The 22,724-nt window shown below is 61.3% G+C and carries 22 protein-coding genes and 1 pseudogene; 12 read left to right on the top strand and 11 right to left on the bottom strand.

Annotated elements, in window-relative coordinates:
* Positions 1-569: 569 nt before the first annotated feature.
* Positions 570-791 carry a helix-turn-helix transcriptional regulator gene (locus tag AC0Z9V_RS17235; protein ID WP_485142265.1) on the top strand — a complete coding sequence of 74 codons (222 nt, stop codon included), beginning with the start codon at positions 570-572 and terminating at the stop codon, positions 789-791.
* A 49-nt stretch (positions 792-840) separates the two neighbouring features.
* A complete protein-coding gene (locus tag AC0Z9V_RS17230) occupies positions 841-1,143 on the top strand; it encodes a hypothetical protein (RefSeq protein WP_485142264.1) in 303 nt (100 codons plus the stop codon).
* Between the two features lie 62 nt (positions 1,144-1,205).
* Here the strand turns inward: AC0Z9V_RS17230 and AC0Z9V_RS17225 are convergent, their stop codons facing one another.
* The 3 genes from AC0Z9V_RS17225 to AC0Z9V_RS17215 all read right to left on the bottom strand — a co-directional run bounded on the left by AC0Z9V_RS17225 (position 1,206) and on the right by AC0Z9V_RS17215 (position 7,549).
* Positions 1,206-6,119, bottom strand: a complete 4,914-nt coding sequence (locus AC0Z9V_RS17225; RefSeq protein WP_485142263.1) for a helicase-related protein — start codon at positions 6,117-6,119, stop codon at positions 1,206-1,208.
* Between the two features lie 194 nt (positions 6,120-6,313).
* The gene (locus AC0Z9V_RS17220) at positions 6,314-6,721 is read right to left on the bottom strand and encodes a TnpV protein (RefSeq protein WP_485142262.1); all 408 of its coding nucleotides are present in this window, start codon (positions 6,719-6,721) and stop codon (positions 6,314-6,316) included.
* A gap of 186 nt (positions 6,722-6,907) precedes the next feature.
* Positions 6,908-7,549, bottom strand: a complete 642-nt coding sequence (locus AC0Z9V_RS17215; protein WP_485142261.1) for a recombinase family protein — start codon at positions 7,547-7,549, stop codon at positions 6,908-6,910.
* Positions 7,550-7,793: 244 nt separating this feature from the next.
* Between AC0Z9V_RS17215 and AC0Z9V_RS17210 the strand changes: the two genes are divergently transcribed.
* A complete protein-coding gene (locus AC0Z9V_RS17210) occupies positions 7,794-8,207 on the top strand; it encodes an ASCH domain-containing protein (protein ID WP_485142260.1) in 414 nt (137 codons plus the stop codon).
* Positions 8,208-8,257: 50 nt separating this feature from the next.
* Here the strand turns inward: AC0Z9V_RS17210 and AC0Z9V_RS17205 are convergent, their stop codons facing one another.
* The 3 genes from AC0Z9V_RS17205 to AC0Z9V_RS17195 form a co-directional block, all read right to left on the bottom strand.
* A complete protein-coding gene (locus tag AC0Z9V_RS17205; protein ID WP_485142259.1) occupies positions 8,258-8,821 on the bottom strand; it encodes a GNAT family N-acetyltransferase in 564 nt (187 codons plus the stop codon).
* A 93-nt stretch (positions 8,822-8,914) separates the two neighbouring features.
* Entirely contained in the window at positions 8,915-9,391 is a 477-nt protein-coding gene (locus AC0Z9V_RS17200; RefSeq protein WP_485142258.1) for a DUF7793 family protein, read from the bottom strand.
* A gap of 318 nt (positions 9,392-9,709) precedes the next feature.
* The gene (locus AC0Z9V_RS17195; protein WP_485142257.1) at positions 9,710-9,841 is read right to left on the bottom strand and encodes an ANTAR domain-containing protein; all 132 of its coding nucleotides are present in this window, start codon (positions 9,839-9,841) and stop codon (positions 9,710-9,712) included.
* Between the two features lie 15 nt (positions 9,842-9,856).
* On the opposite strand from AC0Z9V_RS17195, the gene AC0Z9V_RS17190 reads away from it, so the two are divergent.
* A complete protein-coding gene (locus tag AC0Z9V_RS17190) occupies positions 9,857-10,027 on the top strand; it encodes a hypothetical protein (protein WP_485142256.1) in 171 nt (56 codons plus the stop codon).
* A gap of 521 nt (positions 10,028-10,548) precedes the next feature.
* On the opposite strand, the gene AC0Z9V_RS17185 is transcribed toward AC0Z9V_RS17190, so the two are convergent.
* Complete coding sequence (locus tag AC0Z9V_RS17185) at positions 10,549-11,403, bottom strand: ANTAR domain-containing protein (RefSeq protein WP_485142255.1); 855 nt, start codon at positions 11,401-11,403, stop codon at positions 10,549-10,551.
* A gap of 349 nt (positions 11,404-11,752) precedes the next feature.
* Here AC0Z9V_RS17185 and AC0Z9V_RS17180 point away from each other — a divergent pair, with 349 nt between their 5' ends.
* Together AC0Z9V_RS17180 and AC0Z9V_RS17175 are read left to right on the top strand one after the other, a co-directional pair.
* Positions 11,753-12,562 carry a GAF domain-containing protein gene (locus AC0Z9V_RS17180; protein ID WP_485142254.1) on the top strand — a complete coding sequence of 270 codons (810 nt, stop codon included), beginning with the start codon at positions 11,753-11,755 and terminating at the stop codon, positions 12,560-12,562.
* Positions 12,563-12,775: 213 nt separating this feature from the next.
* Complete coding sequence (locus tag AC0Z9V_RS17175; protein ID WP_485142253.1) at positions 12,776-12,904, top strand: hypothetical protein; 129 nt, start codon at positions 12,776-12,778, stop codon at positions 12,902-12,904.
* A gap of 204 nt (positions 12,905-13,108) precedes the next feature.
* On the opposite strand, the gene AC0Z9V_RS17170 is transcribed toward AC0Z9V_RS17175, so the two are convergent.
* Positions 13,109-13,732, bottom strand: a complete 624-nt coding sequence (locus AC0Z9V_RS17170) for a hypothetical protein (protein ID WP_485142252.1) — start codon at positions 13,730-13,732, stop codon at positions 13,109-13,111.
* A 501-nt stretch (positions 13,733-14,233) separates the two neighbouring features.
* Positions 14,234-14,512: a hypothetical protein gene (locus AC0Z9V_RS17165; protein ID WP_485142251.1), complete on the bottom strand. Its 279-nt coding sequence runs from the start codon at positions 14,510-14,512 to the stop codon at positions 14,234-14,236.
* A 78-nt stretch (positions 14,513-14,590) separates the two neighbouring features.
* Between AC0Z9V_RS17165 and AC0Z9V_RS17160 the strand changes: the two are divergent.
* From AC0Z9V_RS17160 to AC0Z9V_RS17140, 5 genes and pseudogenes are all read left to right on the top strand, one after another.
* Positions 14,591-15,139, top strand: a pseudogene (locus AC0Z9V_RS17160) (recombinase family protein); the annotation flags it as partial.
* A 577-nt stretch (positions 15,140-15,716) separates the two neighbouring features.
* Positions 15,717-16,385, top strand: coding sequence for a hypothetical protein (locus tag AC0Z9V_RS17155; RefSeq protein WP_485142250.1), 669 nt, complete (start codon positions 15,717-15,719; stop codon positions 16,383-16,385).
* A gap of 621 nt (positions 16,386-17,006) precedes the next feature.
* Positions 17,007-18,689 carry an N-6 DNA methylase gene (locus AC0Z9V_RS17150; RefSeq protein ID WP_485142249.1) on the top strand — a complete coding sequence of 561 codons (1,683 nt, stop codon included), beginning with the start codon at positions 17,007-17,009 and terminating at the stop codon, positions 18,687-18,689.
* 4 nt (positions 18,690-18,693) lie between these two features.
* Positions 18,694-19,590 carry a hypothetical protein gene (locus tag AC0Z9V_RS17145; protein ID WP_485142248.1) on the top strand — a complete coding sequence of 299 codons (897 nt, stop codon included), beginning with the start codon at positions 18,694-18,696 and terminating at the stop codon, positions 19,588-19,590.
* A 343-nt stretch (positions 19,591-19,933) separates the two neighbouring features.
* Entirely contained in the window at positions 19,934-21,070 is a 1,137-nt protein-coding gene (locus tag AC0Z9V_RS17140) for a TIR domain-containing protein (RefSeq protein ID WP_485142247.1), read from the top strand.
* A gap of 163 nt (positions 21,071-21,233) precedes the next feature.
* Here AC0Z9V_RS17140 and AC0Z9V_RS17135 read toward each other — a convergent pair whose 3' ends face one another.
* Both AC0Z9V_RS17135 and AC0Z9V_RS17130 read right to left on the bottom strand, forming a co-directional pair.
* Positions 21,234-21,776 carry a DUF2269 domain-containing protein gene (locus tag AC0Z9V_RS17135; protein ID WP_485142246.1) on the bottom strand — a complete coding sequence of 181 codons (543 nt, stop codon included), beginning with the start codon at positions 21,774-21,776 and terminating at the stop codon, positions 21,234-21,236.
* A complete protein-coding gene (locus AC0Z9V_RS17130; RefSeq protein WP_485142245.1) occupies positions 21,776-22,003 on the bottom strand; it encodes a hypothetical protein in 228 nt (75 codons plus the stop codon). The genes AC0Z9V_RS17135 and AC0Z9V_RS17130 overlap by 1 nt, the downstream gene beginning before the upstream one ends.
* 90 nt (positions 22,004-22,093) lie before the next feature.
* Between AC0Z9V_RS17130 and AC0Z9V_RS17125 the strand changes: the two genes are divergently transcribed.
* Positions 22,094-22,705 (top strand): TetR/AcrR family transcriptional regulator, encoded by a 612-nt coding sequence (locus AC0Z9V_RS17125; RefSeq protein WP_485142244.1) that lies wholly within the window; start codon positions 22,094-22,096, stop codon positions 22,703-22,705.
* Positions 22,706-22,724: the final 19 nt, after the last annotated feature.

The raw sequence follows: 22,724 nt of genomic DNA, 5'->3' as shown, positions 1-22,724 counted from the left end.
CCTGTCTGAGCCTCCAGCTGCAGCAGCTGAGCACGCTCCATCTCGGACATCGAGACCCGCACGTACACGGTCTTACCTTCGATGCGCTTGCGCCGGGAAGACCACACGTGCCGCTTGCCGGTACTTGGAGGACGCGCAGCGGGTTCCTGCTCCTGGCCTTCGCTCATCGCTCGTACTCCCTCCATGCCCAGCGCAGCGCCCCTCCACCGGAGGCCCCACACCCCAAGTGTGTCACCGGCCAGCCGCAGGCGCCAGCGGGATCCGCTTTTATGGCACATAAATACATAGCTTGCTCCGCAGGTGCTTGGGAACGCTCTCCCCGGCGGGATGTGCCGGGTGGGGTGTTCGAGCTCTCGGAAGACGCTCCGCGTCTGGATTGATCCTCACGGCTGCGCCGTTCCGTTTCGGCTTGTGAATGTACTGTCCGCCCTTCTCTTGGCAAGGCTCCGAGGACGGCTTTCGCGGCATATCCTCGCTCCGCTCCGGTATTCCACGGTCCGACCTCTCCACCTTGCCAATTCACTTCGCGTCCAAGTGATGACGGCGTTGCCGAAAGGAACGGGGCAAAGATGAAAGAGGGACTCATGGTGGGCACGATGATGACACCCAAGGACGTGGCCGAGTTGTACGGCGTGACAAGCCAAGAGCTAGCTCAATGGCGCCGCGCCAACCTCGGACCGCCCTACTTCACACTGGGACGGAACACCGTCCGGTACGACTCCGGCGACATTGAAGACTGGTTCAACGACCCCGCCAACGGGTACCTCCACGACTACCCCGCGGGCCGATGAACGTTGCACCCCGTGGCGGCTGTCTGTGCACGACGTTAGGCTGATGAACATGGCTACCATCGACCTCGAAACCACCAAAGACCAGGCACGCAAACTCCTCGACTCCCGTATCGAATCTGTCACCGATCTGGTGATCGCCCGGAAGCGCGTAGACGAACTGCGCGAGCAGCTCGCCGAAGCCGAACGTGAGGACAAGAAGGCGTACGTCCGAGCAACAAAGGACGGATGGAGCGAGGACGAACTGAAGAAGCTCGGCTTGGAGGTCGGCGGTGTTGCTAAGCGTCGCTCACGGCGCCCTGCCAGCTCTGAGGAAGCAACTTCATCTGCCCCCAGCAGTACGGCGAACAGCTGACCGTAGACGACAAGAGGGCGGCCCCTACCCGGTAGGAGCCGCCCTCTTTCTATGTGTGAACCCTAGCGTTCGAATCCACCCGACTGCTCAATATTCCGTCCCGCCAGATGGCTCGGTCGGGTCTGCGCTCCCGTTCTCTCAGCTGCCTGCCCGGGCTTCGGAGAGTTCGGAAAAGCCATCCGCATATGGCGCTTCAGTTCTTCCAGTCCAGGGGTGAGCGTTGTCTGCGCGGCATCTTCTCCACGCATCTCACGACCGATCCTTTCGACCTCCCACTTAGCCTTCTCGAGTGCCTCTGTGTGCTTGAACGGCTGCTTCAGTGCGTTTGCCGCGTCGCGATACTCCTGCCGTGCTTCCTCCAGCTGCCGCTCACGCTTGACCACCTCATCAGGTAGGCGCGTGACCTGGTTCTCGAGGCGCTGAATGACCCCGACAGTCGGGAACAGAGCATCATTTCGTTTGAGCTCTACCGCGACGCCAGACGCGCCCTCTATCTGCAGCTCAACACGGGAGGCACCCATCTCGACCATGTTCGCCTGGCCCTGCACGAACCTGATGTCGTGACCACCGATGGAAGCCATCACACCAAGGTCCTTCGACCCCTGGATAGGGGGTCGTCCTGCGGCGTTCCTGTCCGCCCACGTGCGCAGCGCTTCCACTGCGTCTGTGCGCTTGTCGACGGTCCTACCGTTGATGGTCATGCGGAACGCGTCGCCTCCAACATCGGCGGTTGTGCGGGCGGCGGCTTCCTTCAGTGCGGGCAGTTCCGCGGCGAGTGCTTTGCCTCGGACGATGGCACTGTCCTTGCGCCGGCTGAGCGCAGCCTGGTTGCGGTGCCATCCGCGTTCGAGGCGCTGCAGGCGGGTGAGTTCTTGATCGGCTTTGGACTTCTCCAGGATCAATGGGTTGCCGCTCGAGATGGCTTTGACCTCCGCGAAGGACAGGGTGCTGTCTCCCACGTCTTCAATCTCGCGGACGTCGAGGCGGCCGCGCATGATCTGGTCGATGAACTTACTCTTGCGCTCCAGCGTCTGCCACATGAAGGTGTCGAACGATCCCTTGGTGACTACCTGAGAGACTGCAACCTCCGGGTTCTGGTTACCTCGCCGGATGATGCGGCCGTGACGCTGGGAGACGTCCGCCGGCCGCCATGGTGCATCCATGTCGACCAGGTGCACGGCGCGTGCCTGCATGTTCGTACCTGTACCCATCTTCTGCGTCGATCCGACGAGCACGGCGACGTCCCCTGTCCGGCAGGCCTCAAAAAGCCGACCCTTCTCGGCGTCATTCTTCGCCTCGTGTACGAACCGCACTTTCTCCGCCGGCACCCCGCGCTGCACTAGGTCCTCACGCAGCTGCCCGTAGACGTTCCACTTATCGGACGGCGTGCCAAGGTCGCAGAACACGATCTGCAGGGCGCCAGGTGTCGGGTGCGGATCGCCTGTCTCCGGATCCGCGTAAATGCGGTCCTTGGTCTCCTCGTAGACCTTGGCCAGGAGGTCCGCGGTCGCGCTGATCTTGGTGGCTCCGATCATGGCGTCGAGGTCAGGGTCGACCAGGCGCATGTCGAGGGCGGCTTTCCGTCCGTCGCTGGAAATCTTCAGCATGTTGTCCTCGGTCGGATCGACCAGACGTGCCTGGATCTTCTCGGCGCGGTCCGCGATGTCCGCGATGTACTCCTCGAGCTCGATGGAAGGCTCCACCGTGACCATGCGCGGCAGGCGTCTGCCGTCCTCGCGTTCCTCGATGTCGGGCACGGGTAGCTTCAGGTCATCGGCGGTCTTCACGTCCGCGAAGGTGTGGAACATCTTCAGCAGCTCGGGCACGTTCTGGAACTTCGCGAACCGTTCCTTCATCTTGAAGCTGTCACCGCCGGCGACGGTCATCTCCATCTCTGTGACGACCTGACCGAAGGTCGCAGCCCACGTGTCGAAGTCGTTGATGCCGGCCTTCTCCAGCAGGTCCGGGCGCAGGTATCGCTGCATCACGTACATCTCGGTGACGCTGTTGGCGATCGGCGTCGCCGTCGCGCCGGTCATCACCCTGTCACCGTGCGTGTCGCGGAGGTACTCGACCTTCGCGTGTAGGTCTGAGGCGCGGTTGGATCCGTCAATCGCCGCGTCCTGGATGTTCGAGGTCGTTGCGAGGTTCTTAAAGTCGTGGAGCTCGTCCACGATGAGGTAGTCGATGCCCGTCTGCTCGAACGTGATGCCAGGATCGACGGGAGAGTCGAGAAGGCGCTTCATCTTCTCTTCCTCGGACTGCAGGCGGGCCTCGAGCTTCTTGACGCTCATCGCTTTGCCGCCACTTGCGAGTGCACGCTCCTTCGCGGCCAGAATCTCCTGACGCTTGCGATCAATCTCGCGGGAAAGGTACTCGGCTTGAGACTCAGACGATAAAGACACGCGTTCGAATGCGGTGCGGGTCATGATGACCGCGTCCCAGTCGTTCGCGGCCGCGCAGGCCACGAACTGTCGGCGCTTGTCGCCGGCGAGGTCAGCTGAGGATGCGGCGAGGATCTGCGCCTGGGGGTAGATCTGCAGCCACTCGCGAGCGAACTGATCAAGCATGTGGTTCGGTACGACGACGGCAGGTTTCCGGGCCATGCCAAGTCGTCGCAATTCCATGGAACCCATGACCATCTCAGCGGTCTTGCCCGCCCCGACCTCGTGGAAGAGGCCGACAGATGGCTCGGAAATCATGCGCGCTACGGCGGCGCGTTGGTGCGGTTGTGGAGTCCAGTCCTTGACGAGCCCGGGCAGGGTGAGGCGTTCACCTTCCACGGTGTAGTCGCGCAACACGAGCGAGTTGAACCTGCGGTTGTACTCGTCCGTGAGTGCGATAGCGCGGTCTGCGTCCTCCCACACCCACTCCGCGAACCGGTCCTGCATCAGCTGGGCCTTTTCCTGCGCGGATGCTGTCTCGACAGGGTTGAGGATGCGTCGCTGGCTTTCGGGGTCGGGATCCGGATCCGTGACCTGGACGCGCTTTTGCTCGAGCAGGCACTTGAAGATTTCGCCCGCAGGCATCCGCTCGGTACCCCAGTCGTTGCGGACGGTGAAGCTGTGCCTGTTGACCTGGACGTCCCAGTTCGCCCCTGTCACCCTGTCCACGCGTGCTTGCCGATCGCGCGTGATGGTTTGCAGGAACTCCTGATGCACGTCGGCCGAGATCCAGATGGACCCGATTCGGGCCTCAATCTCATCTGCACCCAGCGGCAGAGGCATGGCAGCTTTGAGGTCCTCGACGTTGCGCAGGAACCGTTCGTCCTCTGCCGCGGCGACCGTGGCGACGTCGAGCTTCTCCCGAATGTTGCCGCTGAGGTACTCGGCACGTGTTTCCATAACGCCTGGCTCACCCGGTATGTCGTAGACCAAGTCCCCCAGTGCGTCTCTGGCCGCTGCTGGGTCGACGCCGAGCAGACTGGCTACTTCGGTGAGGTCGACTTCGCCCCGGGTGTCGAGGGTGACGGCAAGGGCCTCGGCCGGGGTGTCGACGCCTCGGATGGGTTGGCGTGGCTGGACCTGGCGGCCTCGCTGCAGTGCTGCCGGGATCGCGGTCTGGCTGGCTTCATCGAAGCGCTCCAAAGCCGGGACGATCGGCCCGAAGGGGTCATTGCGCAAGAGCGCTACCGCCTTCGGCGTGACCCTGGCCATGATGTCCTCGCCGGCGCCGTTGACCTTCCCGGTGCGACGCTCGGAGAACCGGTTGATCGGACCGTAGGTGTCCACGTAGGTGCGGTAGGAGTCGCGCAGGTTGGTGCGTTCGGCGTCGAGCTCCGGGGTGTCCTCCACGTTGCTCGCCTCAATGGTGAGCACGGAGCGGGCGAGGTCGCGCAGCCGCAGCAGGGACCGCAGTTCTCGTGCCTGGGTGGCGGGGACCTTCAGCGGGGCGATTAATCCGTCGATGTCGACCTGGCGGAAGGTGCCGTCCGGTTCGGACATGATGTGTCCGACCTGGAGTTGCTTGCCTGCAGGGACGATGGCTACGGACTCAATGGTCTGCCCGGGCTGACGCTCTGCGGCTCCCCTGCCGGCGTCGACGGCGGTGAGGGCGATGTCCTGCAACTGGTTGTGCAGCTGCTCCGGTACGGCGGACAGGTCCTCGTTGCGCATAGTGAGCGTCGTTGACCCGTACATGCCGTTACCCACCACGGGCTCACCCAGCACCCGCTGCGGGTTCTCGATGAAGTAGGCGTTCATCCGGGCTACGTCCTGGCTCGCGTCGAGCAGTACATCCTGCGCGGCGTTCTGGTCGTCGCCCTGAGACAGGACGCGCGACTCCAGCCACTGCGAGTTGAGCCGTTCCTCGCCTGGGAGTCGTTTGCGAAAGATCAGCACGTCGGTGAGGGCGTCGGTGCCGGCGGCGCGACGATGCGCACCAGTCGGCAAGCGGACCGCTCCCAGCAGGTCGGCTGTCTCGTAGATTTCGCGGCGGGCGGCCGGGTTCTGTGCGTCCATCGTGAACGCGGACGAGATGACACCGACGACGCCACCGGGTCGGGTGAGGTCGAGGGACTTGATGATGAAGTGGTTGTGCATCGAGTGGTTGCTCGCGTTGTGTCGCGGGTCGTGCAGCCTGGTCTTGGCGAACGGGACGTTACCGACGGCAGCGTCGAAGTACCCAGCAGGCAGGCGCGTGTCAGCGAAGGACTCGGCGCGAATGTCAGCGTCCGGGTAGAGGGCCTGGGAGATGCCCGCGGTGATCGGGTCCAGCTCCACACCGGTCATGGTCACGGTCTCAGGTGCGAGACCGATGAAGGTGCCGGCACCTGAGCCCGGTTCGAGCACGCGGCCACCGGTGAAGCCCAAGGTGTTCAGGGTCTGCCAGAGTTCCGTGGCGAGGGCGGGGTCGGTGTAGTGGGCGTTGATGACGGTCCGGTTCGCGGCCCGGTACTCGCTCTCGCTCAGCAGCTCGCGCAGCTCGGCGCGGTCAGCCTCGTACTCGGCGCGAGTCTCATCAAACACCTCAGCCACACCTGTGGCACCCCAGCTCCCCCACCGCGCCAGCACGGCGCGCTCCTGTGCGGTGGCTGCCCGATCCTGGTCCTGCAGCTCACGCAGAACGCGCAGCGCAGCGACGTTGGCCTGGAAACGCGCCCGGGCACCGGACGGGGCGAGGTCGTCCTGCCGCGCAGGGATGAAGCGGGAGTCCGCTTCATCAGTGGGCTCTAGGACTTCTGGTTGTACTGATCCATCTCGACTTCCCGGTACTCGTTCAGCAGCTCCTGCTGCAACCGAACTATCGAGCGGTGAGTCTCCCAAATCTCTCGCTGCCGACGGTCGACTTCGTCCTCCTCCGTCTCGTCGCCCTCCGTCTCCATCGTCTCCGGCGTCAACATCTCCGCCCGTACGATCTCCTCGGCCTGCATCCTCGAGGCGTTCAGCCGGCCCACCTTCTCCAGGTACGTCTCGCCCTCCGGATCCGGTCCCGCGATCTGGTACTGCAGCTCCCCCACCTGACGCATCGCTTCCTCTCCCAGCTTCCGGAACCACTCCTCCGGGTCCGGAATCAGGGCGTACTGCGACGGCGCGGTCATCTTCCACGTCTCCTGCGCGAACTTGCCGTACTTGTTCATCGAGAACCTCCTCTGGTGGTGCGAAAAGAAATGCATCTAGGTCGAGAGTTGCTTGTCCATCAATCTGGTTGCGCTTGCGCGATCGCGCCATCGAGGGCCCCCTGGTGCCGGTGGAAATACTTTCCCCACCGTACCGAGCGCCCGACCCCACTCCGGGGAGGGTTCACATACATCGGCATCAGTCCTCTATTTACGGTTCGCAGGCCCCTTATAGGCGGCACCAGCGAGACCATCGGTGCGCAATGCGCGAATGATTGTGGAGCGGTGGACCTTGAACTTCTTGGCGATGGCTTCGACAGTCCACTTCTCCTCCCTGAGCCGTCGCGCTTCCACGACGTCGTGGGGTTGAAGGCGCGGCGGTCGACCGCCCTTCCCCGTCGCGACGGCGAGGCCGGCCTTCGTCCGTTCCCGGATCAGCTCGCGTTCCATCTCCGCGACGCTGGCGATGATGTTGAACATCAGCCGGCCCGAGGCCGTGGTGGTGTCGATCCCCTCACCGAGGGATCGGAACATGATGCCCCGCTCGTGCAGTGAGTCGAGGAGTTCCACGAGTCCGCGCACTGTCCGGCCGAGCCGGTCGAGCTTGGTCACCACGAGAGTGTTACCTGGCTGCAGTGCCCGCAGGCACTTCTCCAGCTCGGGTCGCGTCATAGTCGCGCCGGACTTCCCGTGGTCCGCGTAGACGTCATAGCAACCGGCATCGACCAGCTGACGAGTCTGAGCCTCGAGGTTCTGGTCCAGGGTGGACACGCGGGCGTATCCGATCAGGACACCATCAGGCACCAGCCTCGGCTCCTCGACGCCTTCGAGACGTTCCGGTCGTTCCATATGTCCTCCCTCAGTTCGGAGGGTCGCAGAATCCGTCTCACCCTCGCGTTATGACAGTACACGTTTCGCACTTGGTTAAAGAGCCAAAAAACGCGCGGGTTCGAGTTGTGACTTTTCCTGCACATGGCGGGCTTTCTGAAGCCTCGTTGGCGGGATAGCCCCCAACGCCGTCCCGTGGTTGAAGCATCCGGGGTCGTTCCAGCGTGAAGTGAAGCCTGGTCGAGTGAAGTGCGAGAGTGGAAGCATGACTGAGCCACCGCTACCTAACGCCGAGTTCGGGTTCCCAGGGCCGCTTCGAGACTCGCTGGTCGCGTCCATCCTGTCGGGCACAAAAACCACGACGACATCGCTGCTTGTGGAGTACGCCATCGAAGGTGATCCGCTACCAGCAGTGGGAAGGAGGCAGGCAGTGATTGATTCGGCGGGACAGCCTGTCGCCATCATTGAAACAGTGCAGGTCGACCAAGCGAGATTGGATCAGGTACCACTCAGCCACGTCATTGATGAGGGAGAGGGGCATGTCACCGTCGCTCAGTGGCGTGCAGATCACGAGCAGTACTGGCACGGAGAAGAGATGCGCTCTTACCTAACGGACCCTGCCTTTACGGTCCGCGATGAGACTGCAGTGATTCTGGAGCGCTTCCAACTCATCAGCTAGAAACCGCGGAAAACCAGTCTGTCTAGTCGGCTTTGACGCTGGGTAGCCGTTTAGCTTGCGGGAATCAGCGTGGTGAACTGTGGGTTGGCGGTGAGGAAAGCTTGTGCATGCGGGCAGTACGGGATGGCTCTGAGGCGGCGCTGGTGGGCGTTCAGCAGGGCCTCCCGGATGAGGACCGACTCAAGTCCTCGGCCTCGGTAGGGTTCGGTGACCACCGTTTCCAGAAGCCAAATATGCCCTGCTCGCAGGTCGTATTTCACGTACCCGGACATCACTCCGTCATGAAAGAACTCGAACCGTGAACCCAGTGGATTGTCCCGGAACGTCTCACGCGGCGCACTGACGGGCGCGGCCGGTTCGGTCCGCTGCCGTGCATGGGCTTCGCGCTGTTCAAGCTCTTCAGCGACCATGGCGTAGTCCTCCTGCGCCCCATAGGGCGGGAAGTCCATATCCAGCGACCTGTATAGCTGGTTGCACAGCACCCTGAGCTCGCGGGTGGATACATCGGAGAGGTCCCGGGACACCAGTGACTGGTCACTGTCCCAACCAGCCGGTAGAACAGTATCAACGGTTGGTGTCGGAAAATCGGTGGGCGCAAGCGGGGCGATAGTCATGACGAACACCTTCACGAAAGTAGTCCCAGACCCCGGGCAGGGCCCTCACGTCAACCCTAAAGGAAAGCTTGCTTAGTGCCTAAGGCCACGGAGCTAGTTACTGGAATACAAGGATGCCGACTGGGGGCGGGGCCTGAAGGGGTCAAGATCGATCGTCAAACTCAGCGTGTGCTTGACCGGGTCCTGGCAGAGGCGGTCGTGCATCAGGCGCAGCCACAGGAGGGCTTCGTCCTTGTCGGTGAAGTACTCCGACGGGTAAACGGCATGCTCATACGGTGCGGACAGCATCCGGTCCATTGGAGTGCTACCAAGCATCGCGGCAACCAGGATGTTCCGGGCCGAGGAGAACACCCGGCGGGCCGCTGGCGTTACATCACGAACCAGACCCACATCGACCAGGACGGCATATTGGCGGTGCTGGGTGAGTTCGAAACTGTCATGCAGGATCTGGAGGGCGTCCTGCTCCGTGATGGACATTGGGCGGGCCATGGACACAAAGACCGCGCACCGGTCCAAACGCACGATCCTGTAGTCCTCGGCATGGGTGGTGGATGCGCTGACGCTGGTCATGGGCTCCCCGGGGCAGGATCGGGCACGGTCGTCATCCCTTGTCGATGCAACCCCTGCTCCGAGACCAGCCAGACCTTAAAGGATTCCTCATCCTACCCACAGGTAGGAGTACTGATCCGAGCCTCATCGTGGCACAGCGAAGGGGTGCAGGGCCCGCGCGTTCCCGCGGCCCTGCAACCCTTCACCGGACTACCAGACCCTGCCCGCTGCTAGACACCAGTCTTCGAGTCCCTTCCAGTGGACCTTCTGCTTCAATACCAGGACCACACATCGGAACGTGACATAGCTCCCTTGCACCGTCATGTGGTCTATGAGCGCCTAAGAATGCCCGTCAATCACTCGCTCCCGCACGAGCCGGCGAGCCACATCGTGGAGCTTCACATTCGTCCGGTTGCTGGTGTCCTGCAGCATCGCGAACGCCTCGTCCTCGACGATCTCGAATCGCTCCATCAGGATGCCTTTGGCTTGACCGATAACATCCCTGCTGGTGAGAGCGTCGCCCAGCTGTTCAACCTTGTCGACCTCCCGGCGCAGGGCAGCCACAAGGTCATCTATCCGCTGTCCTACCGGGTCTACGTACCGCTCAGGACCCGACTCCACACTTTCCGCCATGGTGCCGCCTCGCTCTCCTCGTGAATCGGTCTGCTTCGTGTCCGCTGACCGCCTATCAGAGACAGCACCAGTCTGAACGCCGCCCAGAACGACCGGCACCTCTAGATGATCAACGATGGTCGCATCGTCTTCGGCATCTATCCGGGCGCCGTCCGGTACATCTTCGGCCCGCGCCCCTACAACGACGGAGCATGACATAAGGTCGTCGCGACCCTCTCCAGTGCAGGTATGACCCTTTACGGCGACGGTACCCTCATCGCCTCCGGCACCAGGTACCGCAACGCAGAACCCTACAGCGGGTACGGGTAGATCGGGGCTGGAACCCTGCCAGGATGGCCCTCCCCACCCACCAGCAACTACTTCGTCGGCACCCTCGACGAAACCGCTATCCACACCCAGGCCTTGCCCGCCACACAGGTAGCCGCGCACTACAACGCCCGACAAGAGGGGCAAGACGCTCAGCGCCGCCCACCACTGGGCTCTGCCGGGGCCGACCTCATCCAGGTTGGTCCGGGGTGTTGCCGATCAGTTGGGGCTCGACTCGGTTAGTCGGTGAAGTGGGTTGGCGCCGGCGTGCTGGCCAGGGATGCAACGATCTGCTCGGCCAGAACGCGTAGCTTGATGTTCTGCCCGTTGGAGGCACGTTGCAGGATGCTGATGGCCGTGTCGGGGGTGCACCGGTTCTGGGCGATGATGATGCCGATCGCGATATCGATGTTGGTGCGTGATTCCATCGCGGCCCTCAAATGGGCTGCCGTCCTTTCATGGGCAGCCAGGCGCAGGGCCAGTTGAAGGGTCAGCGTGGCCTCGGCCGCGTACGCTTCAACCTGTTTAATCAATTCAGGGGTGAACGCGTGAGGTTTACGTGCGTACAGGTCCACGGCAACACCCTCGGCGCTGTCCCTACCGCCGTCCTTGCCACCGCTCTTGCCGCCACTCTTATGGCGCTTACCAGTACCGTCGCTATCGCGTTTCCCAGCCCTGTCACCACTGTCACCACTGTCGCCGGTGTATTCGCCAGTGCCGGTGAGGATGGGAACGCCGAGTACGGAGTGGAAGCCCTGGGCGGTGATGGCGTCGAAGTACTCCGGCCACCGCCCGTCCGTGCGGGTGTCCTGGACGATGATGGTCGTGCCGGTCCTGATGGCGTTGAGGCATGGGCCGTCGCCGTAGCCGTACTGCACCTCATCGAGAGCTTTGGCTTCGGGGCTGCTACTGGCAACCGTAAGGGCCTGCTTCTGCTGCTTCAGCGTCACTCCGCATAACACGTCGACCTGACCCTCAAGGAGGGTCACAGTGTGACTGGCGAAACCCTCGAGGAAAATGTCCAGGGTGCCCGAGGTGAGCAGTAATCGTTGCAGCCTCTCTGCATCTGACGTGCTACCCATACCTTGTTCCATACCGTCAGTCTAGGAGCCTCACCAAACGATCCCAGGACTGCGTCACACCAAGCGTCTGAACCACCGTTTCGCCGCACCCTGCGTCCGGCCGCAACGGGTCGCTCTACCCGGGACCCGCACTGTAAGAAAGGATCAGGAGAGTCACCGACGAGCTGGCAGGATAGCTGCCGTGCGTCCTATGGATCCTGTGCACTGTCGATTTCAGTCCGGATGCAACCGCTGACATGTCCTTTCTGTGGTCAGGGCAGGCGCGGTACCGTGAACTAGTAAGCAAGCTGAGTACTGGTGGTTCTGGGACCCTAACCTTTCCTGGTGTCGCCGTGGTCAGGCCCCCTCACTTCATCATCGGATGTTCATTGTGGACCAGCGTACGCACCAGGATCCGACGCGCGACGCGCTCATTCAAGCGGGCCTTCCCGTGGAGGAACTGTGGGTCAGCTATTTCGGGTTGGGCGGTGATCTGTCGCAGCTTGAAGTCGACGCCTACCTCAACGCCCTGTTCGACGTGTCCGTGTTCGACCGCGACATCCTGGCGACGGCCGCCAACGAGCTCCTCGAGGAAGCTTCCTCGACACTGCGGGTGCCATATAGCGCCGAGGCTCAAGCGCAGAGCCAAGACGGTAATGCCCGGCGGATGCTCGGCGCCGCCGGATCGTCTTTACTCTCACCTGCCGAAGCCGAAGAGGAGCGCTTGGGGGCGGTGACGCGCACGCACCTGCTGGACACACCGGGTGAGGAGCGCTTTGATCGGATTACCCGTCAGGCCAGGGAACGATTCGGGGTCAGCACGGCGACTGTCGCCCTGATTGATGATCACCGGCAGTTCCTCAAGTCCATGGTGGGAAACGTATCCCAGGACATGCCCCGGGAAATTTCGTTCTGCAATGCCACGATCCGCAACGCCGGCCCGCTCATTGTCACTGACGCCCGGACGGATCCCCGCTTCAAGTCCAATCCTTTGGTCCTGGGAGAGCCCTACATCCGTTTCTATGCCGGCTACCCACTCCGGGGCCTGCGCGGGTGGACCGTTGGAACCTTATGCGTCATCGACCAGAGCCCCCGCGACTTCTCAACCGAGGATGAGCAGTCGCTGCGAGACCTGGCCACCGTCGCCGAACAGGAAATCAATACCGCACCAGATGACTCCAAAGGCGTGTAGGACAAAGCCTTTCGAGCCCGGCAAGGGCACATGCCGGAAGCGGGTAATGGCCGCTCCCGGACGTGTGAGGGTACCGCACCTAGTGGCTGAATACTGGTCAGATGCGCGGACCCGGCCGAGCTGGAGTTAGTGCGACGACCGGGTGCAGGATGGGCGGGTCAGACCGGGACTGCAGGCAAGGGTCTCGGGCCCGATCGCGAAAGGACACCATCTATGGCAGATCTAGGCGGAATGGCAGACAAGGCCAAGGACTACGCACAGGACAACCCGGACAAGGTTGACCAGGGCAAGGACAAGGCAAAAGACGCCCTCGACGGGCACAAGGACGGCGATCAGAAGTAGCACACACCGTCGTCACGACCGAGACCGGGCCACCCAGTAGGGTGGCCCGGTCTTTCTGTGCAGACACCTGGAAGGTCGCACTATCGACCCTGCTGCATCTCGGCCCTGATACAACGGTTCAGTGCATCATCCTGGGACAAGGAGCGAGGGCACCCCTTCCATCAGGGGCGCCCTCGCGGCTACTGCGGTTACTGCCTGGTCGGGTTAGCCGTTGCGGCCGCTCTGGTGATCGATGCCGACCTGGTCGACTTTGCGGTGGAAGTGCATGCCGGCTTTACCGCCCAGGATCGCCCCGATCAGGGGTACGAGCACGGCGATCGCGAGTCCGATGAGACCGCTGGCGGTGAGCAGGCTGCCGTCGACCGGGATACGGGGAGCCCCACCGATGCTGGAGAGAATGTTGAACTGACTGCCAGCGATAGCGCCGAGGATCGCGACGACGATCGCGATGATGATGCCCCACAACCAGACAGCGACGCCCTGCTTCACGCCGTCGAAGCGTGCCATACGCCCGGCGACATACCCGCCGCAGTAGTAGGAAAGAAACAGGACGATTGCCAGGACAATCCCACTGACAATCCCGATCGTGTCAGCGTTCTGGGTGGCCTGGTTCGCTGCGTCGCCTGCGCTGGGCGTATTCGCGGCCCCTACCCCAACGCCGATAGCCGTTGCCAGGGCGCCGAGAATGACGGTGAGTCCGATGGCTGTCAGCCACCCGAAGAACGCCGACCCGAACTTGATGCCGCCGAAGGCTTCCTTCTCCGCGGCCACGACGTCATTACGCCTGCTTCTCGGGGTGCTTGCCCCCGAGGTGTTGTCCTGTGCCATGATCCGTACCGCTTTCTCTGCGTCATCCGGCCCCTAGCGGGCCCTACCCTGCGTCGTGATACCAAACCTCACCGCCACCCAAGAGTTGTTGAGCACCGTAAAGCAGCCATGTAGCCGTTGGACCGCCGTTGGCCAGCGGTGCGGTGAAGATCAGTCTGCTTACTACCGTGCCCCGCACTCACGATGAACCGCAAGTCCAAAATGTTGCCCGGCGTGCACAACGTGATCCAAGGAAGAGGGGCAGCGGCAGCCGACGCTATGACTCGTATACAGACAGAGGGTCCTGATGCGCCTCGGAACGCTTATACGGACTATCTCGTTCCTGTAGCTGTGAGTCCCACCGATGACGCTGCCTTCGCTAATCCTGCCCATGCGCGGTCCTCCAGCCACCATGAGATTCCACTGACAGATCTGGAAAGCGTCCGCGGCGTCAGAGCGGACACCGTCCTCGCTATCCTCACAGCCAGCGCTGAAGGCGCCACCAACCACCAGGCTCTGCTATCAGCAGCTGTCACCGATCTCATCGTCATTGACGAGGCACTCCACCTCCAGCGCATCACTGAGCAGCTCCAGTAACTGCAGCGCATCGGTAACGCTCCCACCTGTCAGGCCCCCGGTGACCTCTCTCCCCAACAGCTCTGCCGACGACCAGGCATAGGCCCTGAGATTTTCGTGCAGTCTGCCCAATGCCCTACGAGCTGTCATATCGGTGGTGCCTATCTGAAGTACACCCATACGCCACGTCAGGTTCGTCGATACAAAGTGTCCGTCTAGAGTCACTTTTGACCTTGATGGACGCCCTTGCCTGCGGGTCTTAAGGTTCAACCTGACACAAGCGTCGGAAATGGGAGGGTGTCGGTGACGGGGCAGCGGGTTGGCTATATACGGGTGAGCAGTTTGGATCAGAAGACAGTTCGCCAGCTGGACGGGGTGGGTCTCGATCGGGTGTTCACTGATCACGCCTCGGGCAAGGACCAGAACCGGCCAGCGCTGGAAGAGCTGATCGGCTTCGTGCGGGACGGTGACACCGTGGTGGTTCACTCGATGGATCGACTCGCCCGGAATCTCGAGGACCTGCGCAGTATCGTCCGCCAGCTCACAGGGAAGAAGGTTCGGGTGGAGTTCGTGCATGAGAATCTGCTCTTCACCGGTGAGGACAACGCGATGGCGACCCTGCTGCTGAACGTGATGGGTGCGTTCGCTGAGTTCGAGCGCTCCCTCATCCGTGAGCGCCAGCGGGAAGGGATTGTCCTCGCGAAACAACGAAACGCTTACAAAGGGCGCGCTCCGTCACTGAGCCCGGAGCAGGCGGCCGAGTTGTGCAGGAAAGCCGACGCCGGCGTACCCAAAGCGGTCCTCGCCCGGGAGTTCGGGATCAGTCGGGAAACCGTCTACACATACCTCCGGGCCCGCAATAGCGAGACAGGCGCTGCGACAGCTCTCGTGGGCAAGGTAGTCCAAGGACTCCCGGTGGATACGAGGCCGTCTCCCACCCTCGCCCCATACGACACCCTCCTGGCGATACCACAGCAACAGACCCCGCCAAGTTGATCGATAGAACCCCGCCATCTCCAAGGAAACTCACATTCGAGTGGTGCAAAAAAACTGGCTCTTAAACGGTCCTTTTTGCCACCCGCGAGAAGATGCCGTCATTAAATGGATGAGAACCGGGATTGACCTGCCCGGATGGGATAGTTTCCCTATGCCAAAAACTGGGGGCCCTCGCACGGTCGAACGACGTATCTACTTCTACCGCGCTGACGCCGGTGCAGATGTTAGCGGCACCCCCGTACCGATCGACCTCACGACAGTTCTCCAACAAGTCGACCAAACCCCTTTCGCCCCTAGCTCGCCGCGGTACTGGCCACAACGAGGCGGCGACTCGATTGGACTGTGGACAAGCACATCAGCACCCACACACGACAGGTTCGTCCTCGCCGCCGTTCGACGCTCGAATCTGCCTCAATCCGAACTCAACGGGACGTTGGCCGATCTTCCGTTGGGTGTCGGGGCAGGGCTGCATGAGCCCATTCACATCCGCGTGTTTCCGGACAACATCTTCGGTATTGAGTTCAACTTCTATGGTCCTAGGCCCTCTCGTCTACCCCTGTATCTGCGCCATGTCGTTGTCAACTCACCCGTGTTCACTCTCGAGGCGCTGCTGCGACAAGACGCACAAGACCAACTTGAGCATCAGCGCGAACTACGGTTACTGGATCTGCACGTCAGACCGGCCTACGCGGATCAGGTGGAACAGGCCAGCAAAAAACTGGGGCGGGCGATCAACCAGTTGGGACGGGCGTCGAGGGCGGAAGTTGTAGGGGTGACCCTTCGACCGGAACCGAACGGCCGGACATCTCTTGGACCGAAGCTGCTTAAGGGCATTAAGAAACTAGCCACACACCAGAACCTGCCTGAGAACGTGCTGAAATTTAGGGCCAAGGGAGTCAATGACCTAACGGGAAGAGTTGAAACAATCAACCTGCTCGAAGATCAACTCGTTAGCACAAGGAAGATCGTGACTCTTGGGCCGAATAGCAGAGCCGTGGACCCAGTTGCCGCATACGACGCAATTGAGGAAGCCTACGACCAGCTGAAGCCGCAGCTCTTACACGCCGCTGGTGTCTCAGTGGTAACAACCGATGGATCATAAGTCTGCTCGGATCGACGCGTGGTATGTCGAAGCGGCAGTCATCCTTCTCGGAGCCTTAGGCGCGTTCCTGAGTGATGACGCCTTTTCTCTGCACATGAGCAGACTGCTGACCACTGAACAAGCAGCGGTGTACGGGGCGATCACTGGCCTTCAAGGAGCTTTCCTGGGGTTCGTGTTAGCTGCCCTAACGATTGTGCTGGGATACTCGCGAGCACCGGAACTCCAGTTTCTTCGCGACTCGAAGCAGCTCGTCACTCTCCTACAGGTTTACCTGGCCGGGATTCGAGCTCACGCACTCTCCACCATCGCGGCGCTCATGGCTCTTCTTATGAATGCAGGAGCAAGCATCAGCCCCTACGCGGCGTGGATTGTGGGAACGACATGTTTCCTAGCCTTCCTGCGACTCTTTCGCACGCTTTGGGCCACGAAAGCCGTGGTACTTCATATCGCGTCAGCGTCAGCCCGCAACCCCGGAGAGCAATAGCAGCACCGTGCGCATACTTGAACACCGATCTGCACCAAACACCGAAGCGAACGCGGAAGGTGCTGCCTACCTCGCTATCCACTGCAGGGCGTGCGTCAGCGCGCCTAGGAGTCAGGGGCGTGCGGCAGACTGTTCTAGTGACCTCCTTCTCTGACGCCGTCGACACCGCTGAGCTGCGTAAGGCTCGCGGCGCCTTCTTCACCCCGGAGAAAGTCACTCAGTTCGTGTCTCAATGGGCCATCCGAACCGGCACCGAGACGATTTTGGAGCCCTCGTGCGGGGAAGCAGCGTTCCTCGTTGCAGCGGCTGCCCGTCTTCAGGATCTACGTTCGGTCGGATCCGTTGTAGCCGCCTCTGGGATCCAGCTAAATGGGGTTGAACTGCACGCTGGATCTGCAGAGACCGCGGCAGCTCTCGTAGCTGAAACCGGCGAGCCATCGGCGATCGTCACCGAAGACTTCTTCCTGTTGGACCCTGCTCCTCTGTATGACGTGGTGATCGGAAATCCGCCCTATGTCCGGTATCAGGACTTCAGCGGAGAATCGCGCCTTCGCTCCCGTGCCGCGGCTCTTCGTGGCGGCGTGAATCTCACGGCGTTGGCCTCTAGCTGGGCCGCTTTCACCGTGCACTCGGCTCTTTTCCTCAAGCCAGGCGGACGTATGGGGCTGGTACTACCAGCGGAGCTGCTTAGCGTGAACTACGCGGCCGAGATTCGTCGGTTCCTCATGGAGAGTTTTGAGCACGTAAAACTAGTAATGTTCGACGAGCGGGTGTTCCCCGGTGTTCTCGAAGAAGTAGTCCTCCTGCTCGCTGATGGCTACCAAGAAGGCCCCACCAGTCACACGTCGATCTATCAGGTTCCTTCTCCCGACGAGTTGGACGCGACCGCGGACGCGTACACCTGGACCCCGGCCGATCCTGAGGCGAAGTGGACTCCGTCCCTGCTCAGCAAGGAAGCGCTACACACGTACTCGGCCGCGCTGCAGGGCAAGTCATTCACTACGTTGGAGGCCTGGGGGGATACGACGCTGGGCATGGTGACGGGCAACAACAAGTTTTTCACTCTCTCACCTGCCCGGGTACGGGAGCTAGGACTCAAGCCATCTGACTTGGTGAGGCTTTCACCGCCTGGCAGCAAGCACTTGCGCGGTTTGGAGTTGACGAGCCGGCAGATGCGCACGCTGGGAGAAAAAGGTGGGGCTACATGGCTTTTCCGGCCGAGCGGTGAGCCCTCAGACGCCGCAAAGGCTTACATAGCAACCGGGCATCTGGCAGGAGTGGATACCGCGTACAAGTGCCGGGTGCGCAGCCCTTGGTGGCGTGTCCCTCTGGTCAAACCAGCTGATCTGTTGCTGACGTACATGAACTCAGATACTCCCAGGATCACCACAAACAGCGCCGGCGCCCGGCATCTCAACAGCGTTCACGGCATCTACCTCGCGCCCGAACACCGCGAAGTAGGCCGGCAAGCCCTCCCTCTGGCGTCACTGAACAGCCTGACTCTGCTCGGCGCGGAGATGGTCGGGCGTGCTTACGGTGGCGGGATGCTGAAGATCGAGCCACGAGAGGCTGATGACCTACCGGTCCCCTCGCCGGAACTTGTTACTGCTGCATCCCCTGAGCTAGAAGCAATCCGGCCAGCAGTGCTGCGAAAACTTCGTCTCGGCGACCTTCTGGGCGCAGTCGAGCTCGTCGACAATGTCCTACTCGCCCACGGAATGCACATCACCAATACTCAACTCGCCGCCCTACGAGAAGCACGAGCAATACTCCTCGCCCGCCGTCTTGCTCGTGGCGCTGACGCCCGCGGAACGGTCTAACCCCATGGCGCGCATTGATGCATTTAGCGTTTTCGATGACGTCTTGGCCGAGACTCCGCTCAGCGACCCCTGGACGCACCATTACGGCGAGGCACCGGTATACGCGCCAGATTATGACCTGCTTGGAAAGCTCCTGACCCTGCCGGTAGTAGCCGGGAAGAACTCGGCCAGTGGTGTTCTAGCTAACGGCGTTGATTCCTGGCTGGCGCACGAGCTGCGCCGAGCGCAATTCAGCCCTGACGAGGTGTGGCCACGCGCAACGAGACCGCGGATCCTGCCACGGGACATTGCAGTCCTGCTCGACAAGCTTCCCTCGACGCTTGCAGCGGAGGTCCGACGCCGGGTGGAAAACCTGCCTGCCGTTGGACCCTCGGACGCTCACTTCCTCGGGCGTGCCTACGAAAAGCAGGTGGACGTAGCGATGGCCCGCTGGGATCGCGGCCCTGAGCTACTTTTGAGCACGAAAACGCAGGTCTCATCTTTTGGAAAGAACCTCAGCAACCGGTTCGAGGAAGCTTATGGAGACGCCGGCAACCTCCGCAGTCGATACCCTCTGGCGGCCGTAGGCTTCTTCTTTGTCCAACGCTCGACCATCCTTCGCGACGAGCCGGATGCCTTTGAACGCACCAAGGACATGATGCGCAAGCTTCGCGACCTCGGCGGAACGAACGGCTACACCGCAACGGGCCTCGCCCTCGTCAGCTGGAGCGACGACCCTAATGACCGCCAACTCTCCATCGAGCTGGATGAAGTACCTGAAGACATACGTCCAGAGCAGTTCATGCTTGCGATGATCAATCAGGTCCTAACCGCCACTCCAGTCACCCAGCACGTAGACGTACGTAGTCTCCTGGAGCGCCGCACCATTCCCGTGGTGGAGGACGACGCCCACCTCGAATAATGCCCTGGGGCGAAAATGTCGGACGTCAGCCATAGCATCCAGATATGCCTATAAGCCTCCTAGATGCCTTCGTTGCCTTCTTCGCCTCCGACATGGGCCAGTCGGTAGTTGTCGCCGTACTCAGCGGTGTCCTTCTTCTGGCAGCAACGAAGCTGATCATGATATTCACGCGCGGTGTGCTTGTTGCACTTGGCATGCTTCCTCGTGCCCTACGTCGAAGGAGCCGTCAACGACAGCTCCTGCTGTAGTAAATGCACGCCACATGACTGCATCGTCATGCCCACGAGTCACTCACTCCGTGTGAATGCAAGCTTTGGGTGGCTCCGTCCGTGATCATGGAGTCGTGACCCCGACCTACATAGAGCACCTTCGAACAGCCGCAAACAGCCTGGACGAAGCAGTTCGTAAACATGAAACTGCCGAAATCACCTCAGTTGTTGATCGGTTGAACGAAGCATGCTCACAGTTTGCAAAAGCCTCATCTGGTTCACGCTTCGGGTTTCATTCGTGCGTGTACTACCGAGATTTTCAAACGCCTCCCGCTGGGGCACACTTCTCCGCCGAGTGGGGCTTCGAGGGCGTATACCTAGGAACCACGGGAGACTGGGTCGAATACAGTCGCGACGAAGTCGATGCCGCAATCATGGCTTTGGCGGGGAATCCTGACTTAGCAGCACCTCAGCAATCGGCGAAGGAAGCTAGATCAGTTTTCAGAGACGAGCAAGCAACTGTGGTATCTGTTTTGACTGCGTATGTTCAATTCACAAACGACGAGTATGTCTCCAAGCTCAAAGAGAAGGCAGAGTCCCTTGTGGAGCTGACAGAAAATCAGCTGTCGCGCGTCGAGCTGTCAGGGTTTGGAACCGTGATGTCTAGAGATGCTCTAGCTATCGGACAGGGCATTCATCTTGCCCCTCACGAGGTCGCAGGGATCAAGGCTCAGGCAATCAGTCTCGCTTCCAGTCAGTGCACCACACTAGCCGGCATAGCTCGTAGGGCCGCCGATCATATTGCGCGTCTCACTCAGGCACCGTCATCAACAGCCCGACCACTCGGGTCCAGAGTCTTCATCGGGCACGGGCGCTCCCTCTTGTGGCGTGAGCTAAAAGATTTCGTGGCGGACCGCCTTGAGCTTCCCTACGACGAGTTCAATCGGGTTCCAATCGCTGGAACTACGAACGTCGACCGACTCTCCGAGATGATGGACAACGCCGCGGTCGCGTTCCTCGTACTCACGGCCGAGGATGAACGATCAGACAAGACACAAGTAGCGCGTCAGAACGTTGTCCACGAGGCAGGACTGTTCCAAGGACGGCTAGGCTTCTCAAGAGCAATCATCATGCTGGAAGAAGGATGTGAGCCCTTCTCGAATGTCGACGGGCTCGGACAACTTCGATTCCCTCAAGGCAGGATCAGTGCAGTGTTCGAAGATGTAAGGCAGCTTCTCGAACGAGAAGGCCTGGTTGCCACTCCTTCCTGAACACTTAAGTAAGGGCCCGAGCAGTCGTCTAAGTAACCTCCACTATGTCTACTCACCGCGGAACTACAGAGCGTCAAGGTCATCCAGGTGTGGGCGGGTGGAGCCCGAAGGGTGGAGCGCAAAGCCGTCCACAGGTGGGTGAGCAATCGGCTACGAGTGACATCTAGTTCCTAGACGAAGCGGTTGAGTTGGGCGGTCGGGTGGAAACCTTGTGGTATCCAAATCCGGTGAGTCCGCGTGGTTTGTAGATTGACAGGCCAAGGGCGAGAGCCAGGGCGAGGAGTGCTGCGGCTGAGTGCAGCACGGGTGAGAAGTTGGGCAGCACTTCCCCGAGTCCGATGGGTGCACTGGTGTCCCGTGCCACGTCGGCGAGGGCGGTCAGTGTCTCCATATACAGCAGGAGGATCACGGTCGAGAGGACGGTGATGAGGAGCTTGATGATGACCCAGTAGTGCCGGATCAGCCCCCACTGTGTGCCGAGGGAATGAATGATTCCGGTAGTGAGGGACGCGATGCTCAGGGGGACGAGGGCGGCCCACCCGATGACTTCCATGGAGATGTAGGCGGCTCGTAGGTTCATCTCGTCTTCGATGGTTGCTGCCGCGATCGCCAGGGCAAGGAATGCTGCGACTGCCCCGAACCATCCGACCGATGACGCGACGTGCAGGGCGAGGGACGCCTTTCGGACCCGCGGCGGCATGATCATCAGGAGCTATAGGTCGATGAAACCACGGCAGTGCCGGCGGATGCTCCGTGCATCCCGGGCCCGTGCTGGACACCGAGTGCCCGGGAGATCAGCAGGGCAGCGGCGATTATCAGAACAACGGCGAGGAAAATCTTCACCCAGCGCGGCATGGGAGGCCGGACCCGCTGCACGCCTTCACCCTGCCGTGTTTCCTGATCCGATGGTAGTTCTGGTGATTCGGCCACCATGCATCCTTACTGTTCGTGTTGGTTTTTCTTTACAGACTGTACACCTCGTAAACACATGTAGATGAGCCTTACTTGGCATACAGTTGGTCCATGCCGAAGCTGTGGAATGAGACCGTGCAACAACACCGGAGTTCGGTGCGTGAGGCGGCGCTGGATGCTGTTGCGGAACTCGTCGCCGCTGGTGGAATCCAGGCTGTGTCGATGACGAAGGCGGCTGAGGGTGCAGGGATCTCGCGAGTGACCCTATACAAGTACTTCCCGGATGTGGAGGCGTTGCTCGCGGCCTGGCATGAGCGTCAGGTGGAGCAGCATCTTGGGCACTTGCATCACGTGCGCGCCCACCTCCAAAGGGGTGGTGCTGGACAAAGCCCTGTTGACACGGTGCGGGCGGTGCTGGAGGCGTATGCGCTGATGCTGCAGAAGACGTCGATGGCTGAATCTCCAGGCTTCCTGCATTCGAGTTCCCATGTAGGTCACGCGCAGGAACACCTGCAGGACTTCCTGAGCGCCATGATTGATGACGCGAAGCTCCCCGCGTCGGGAAACCCGGATTCCTTCCCTGTCATCCGGTCGGATATGGCATCGAGCGATCTTGCCTCGTTCGCTTTGCATGCCGTGAATGCGGCAGCGTCCGCGCCGACCCCGGAAGCGGCCCGGGCTTTGGTGGGCGTGATCGTGGATGGGATGATCCGGCGCCAATGATCGGTGGAACCTACCTGGT

Source organism: Arthrobacter sp. UYP4 (genome assembly GCF_057291175.1).
The sequence above is the reverse complement of the archived record's forward strand: the minus strand, read 5'-3'. Positions and strand labels throughout refer to the sequence as shown.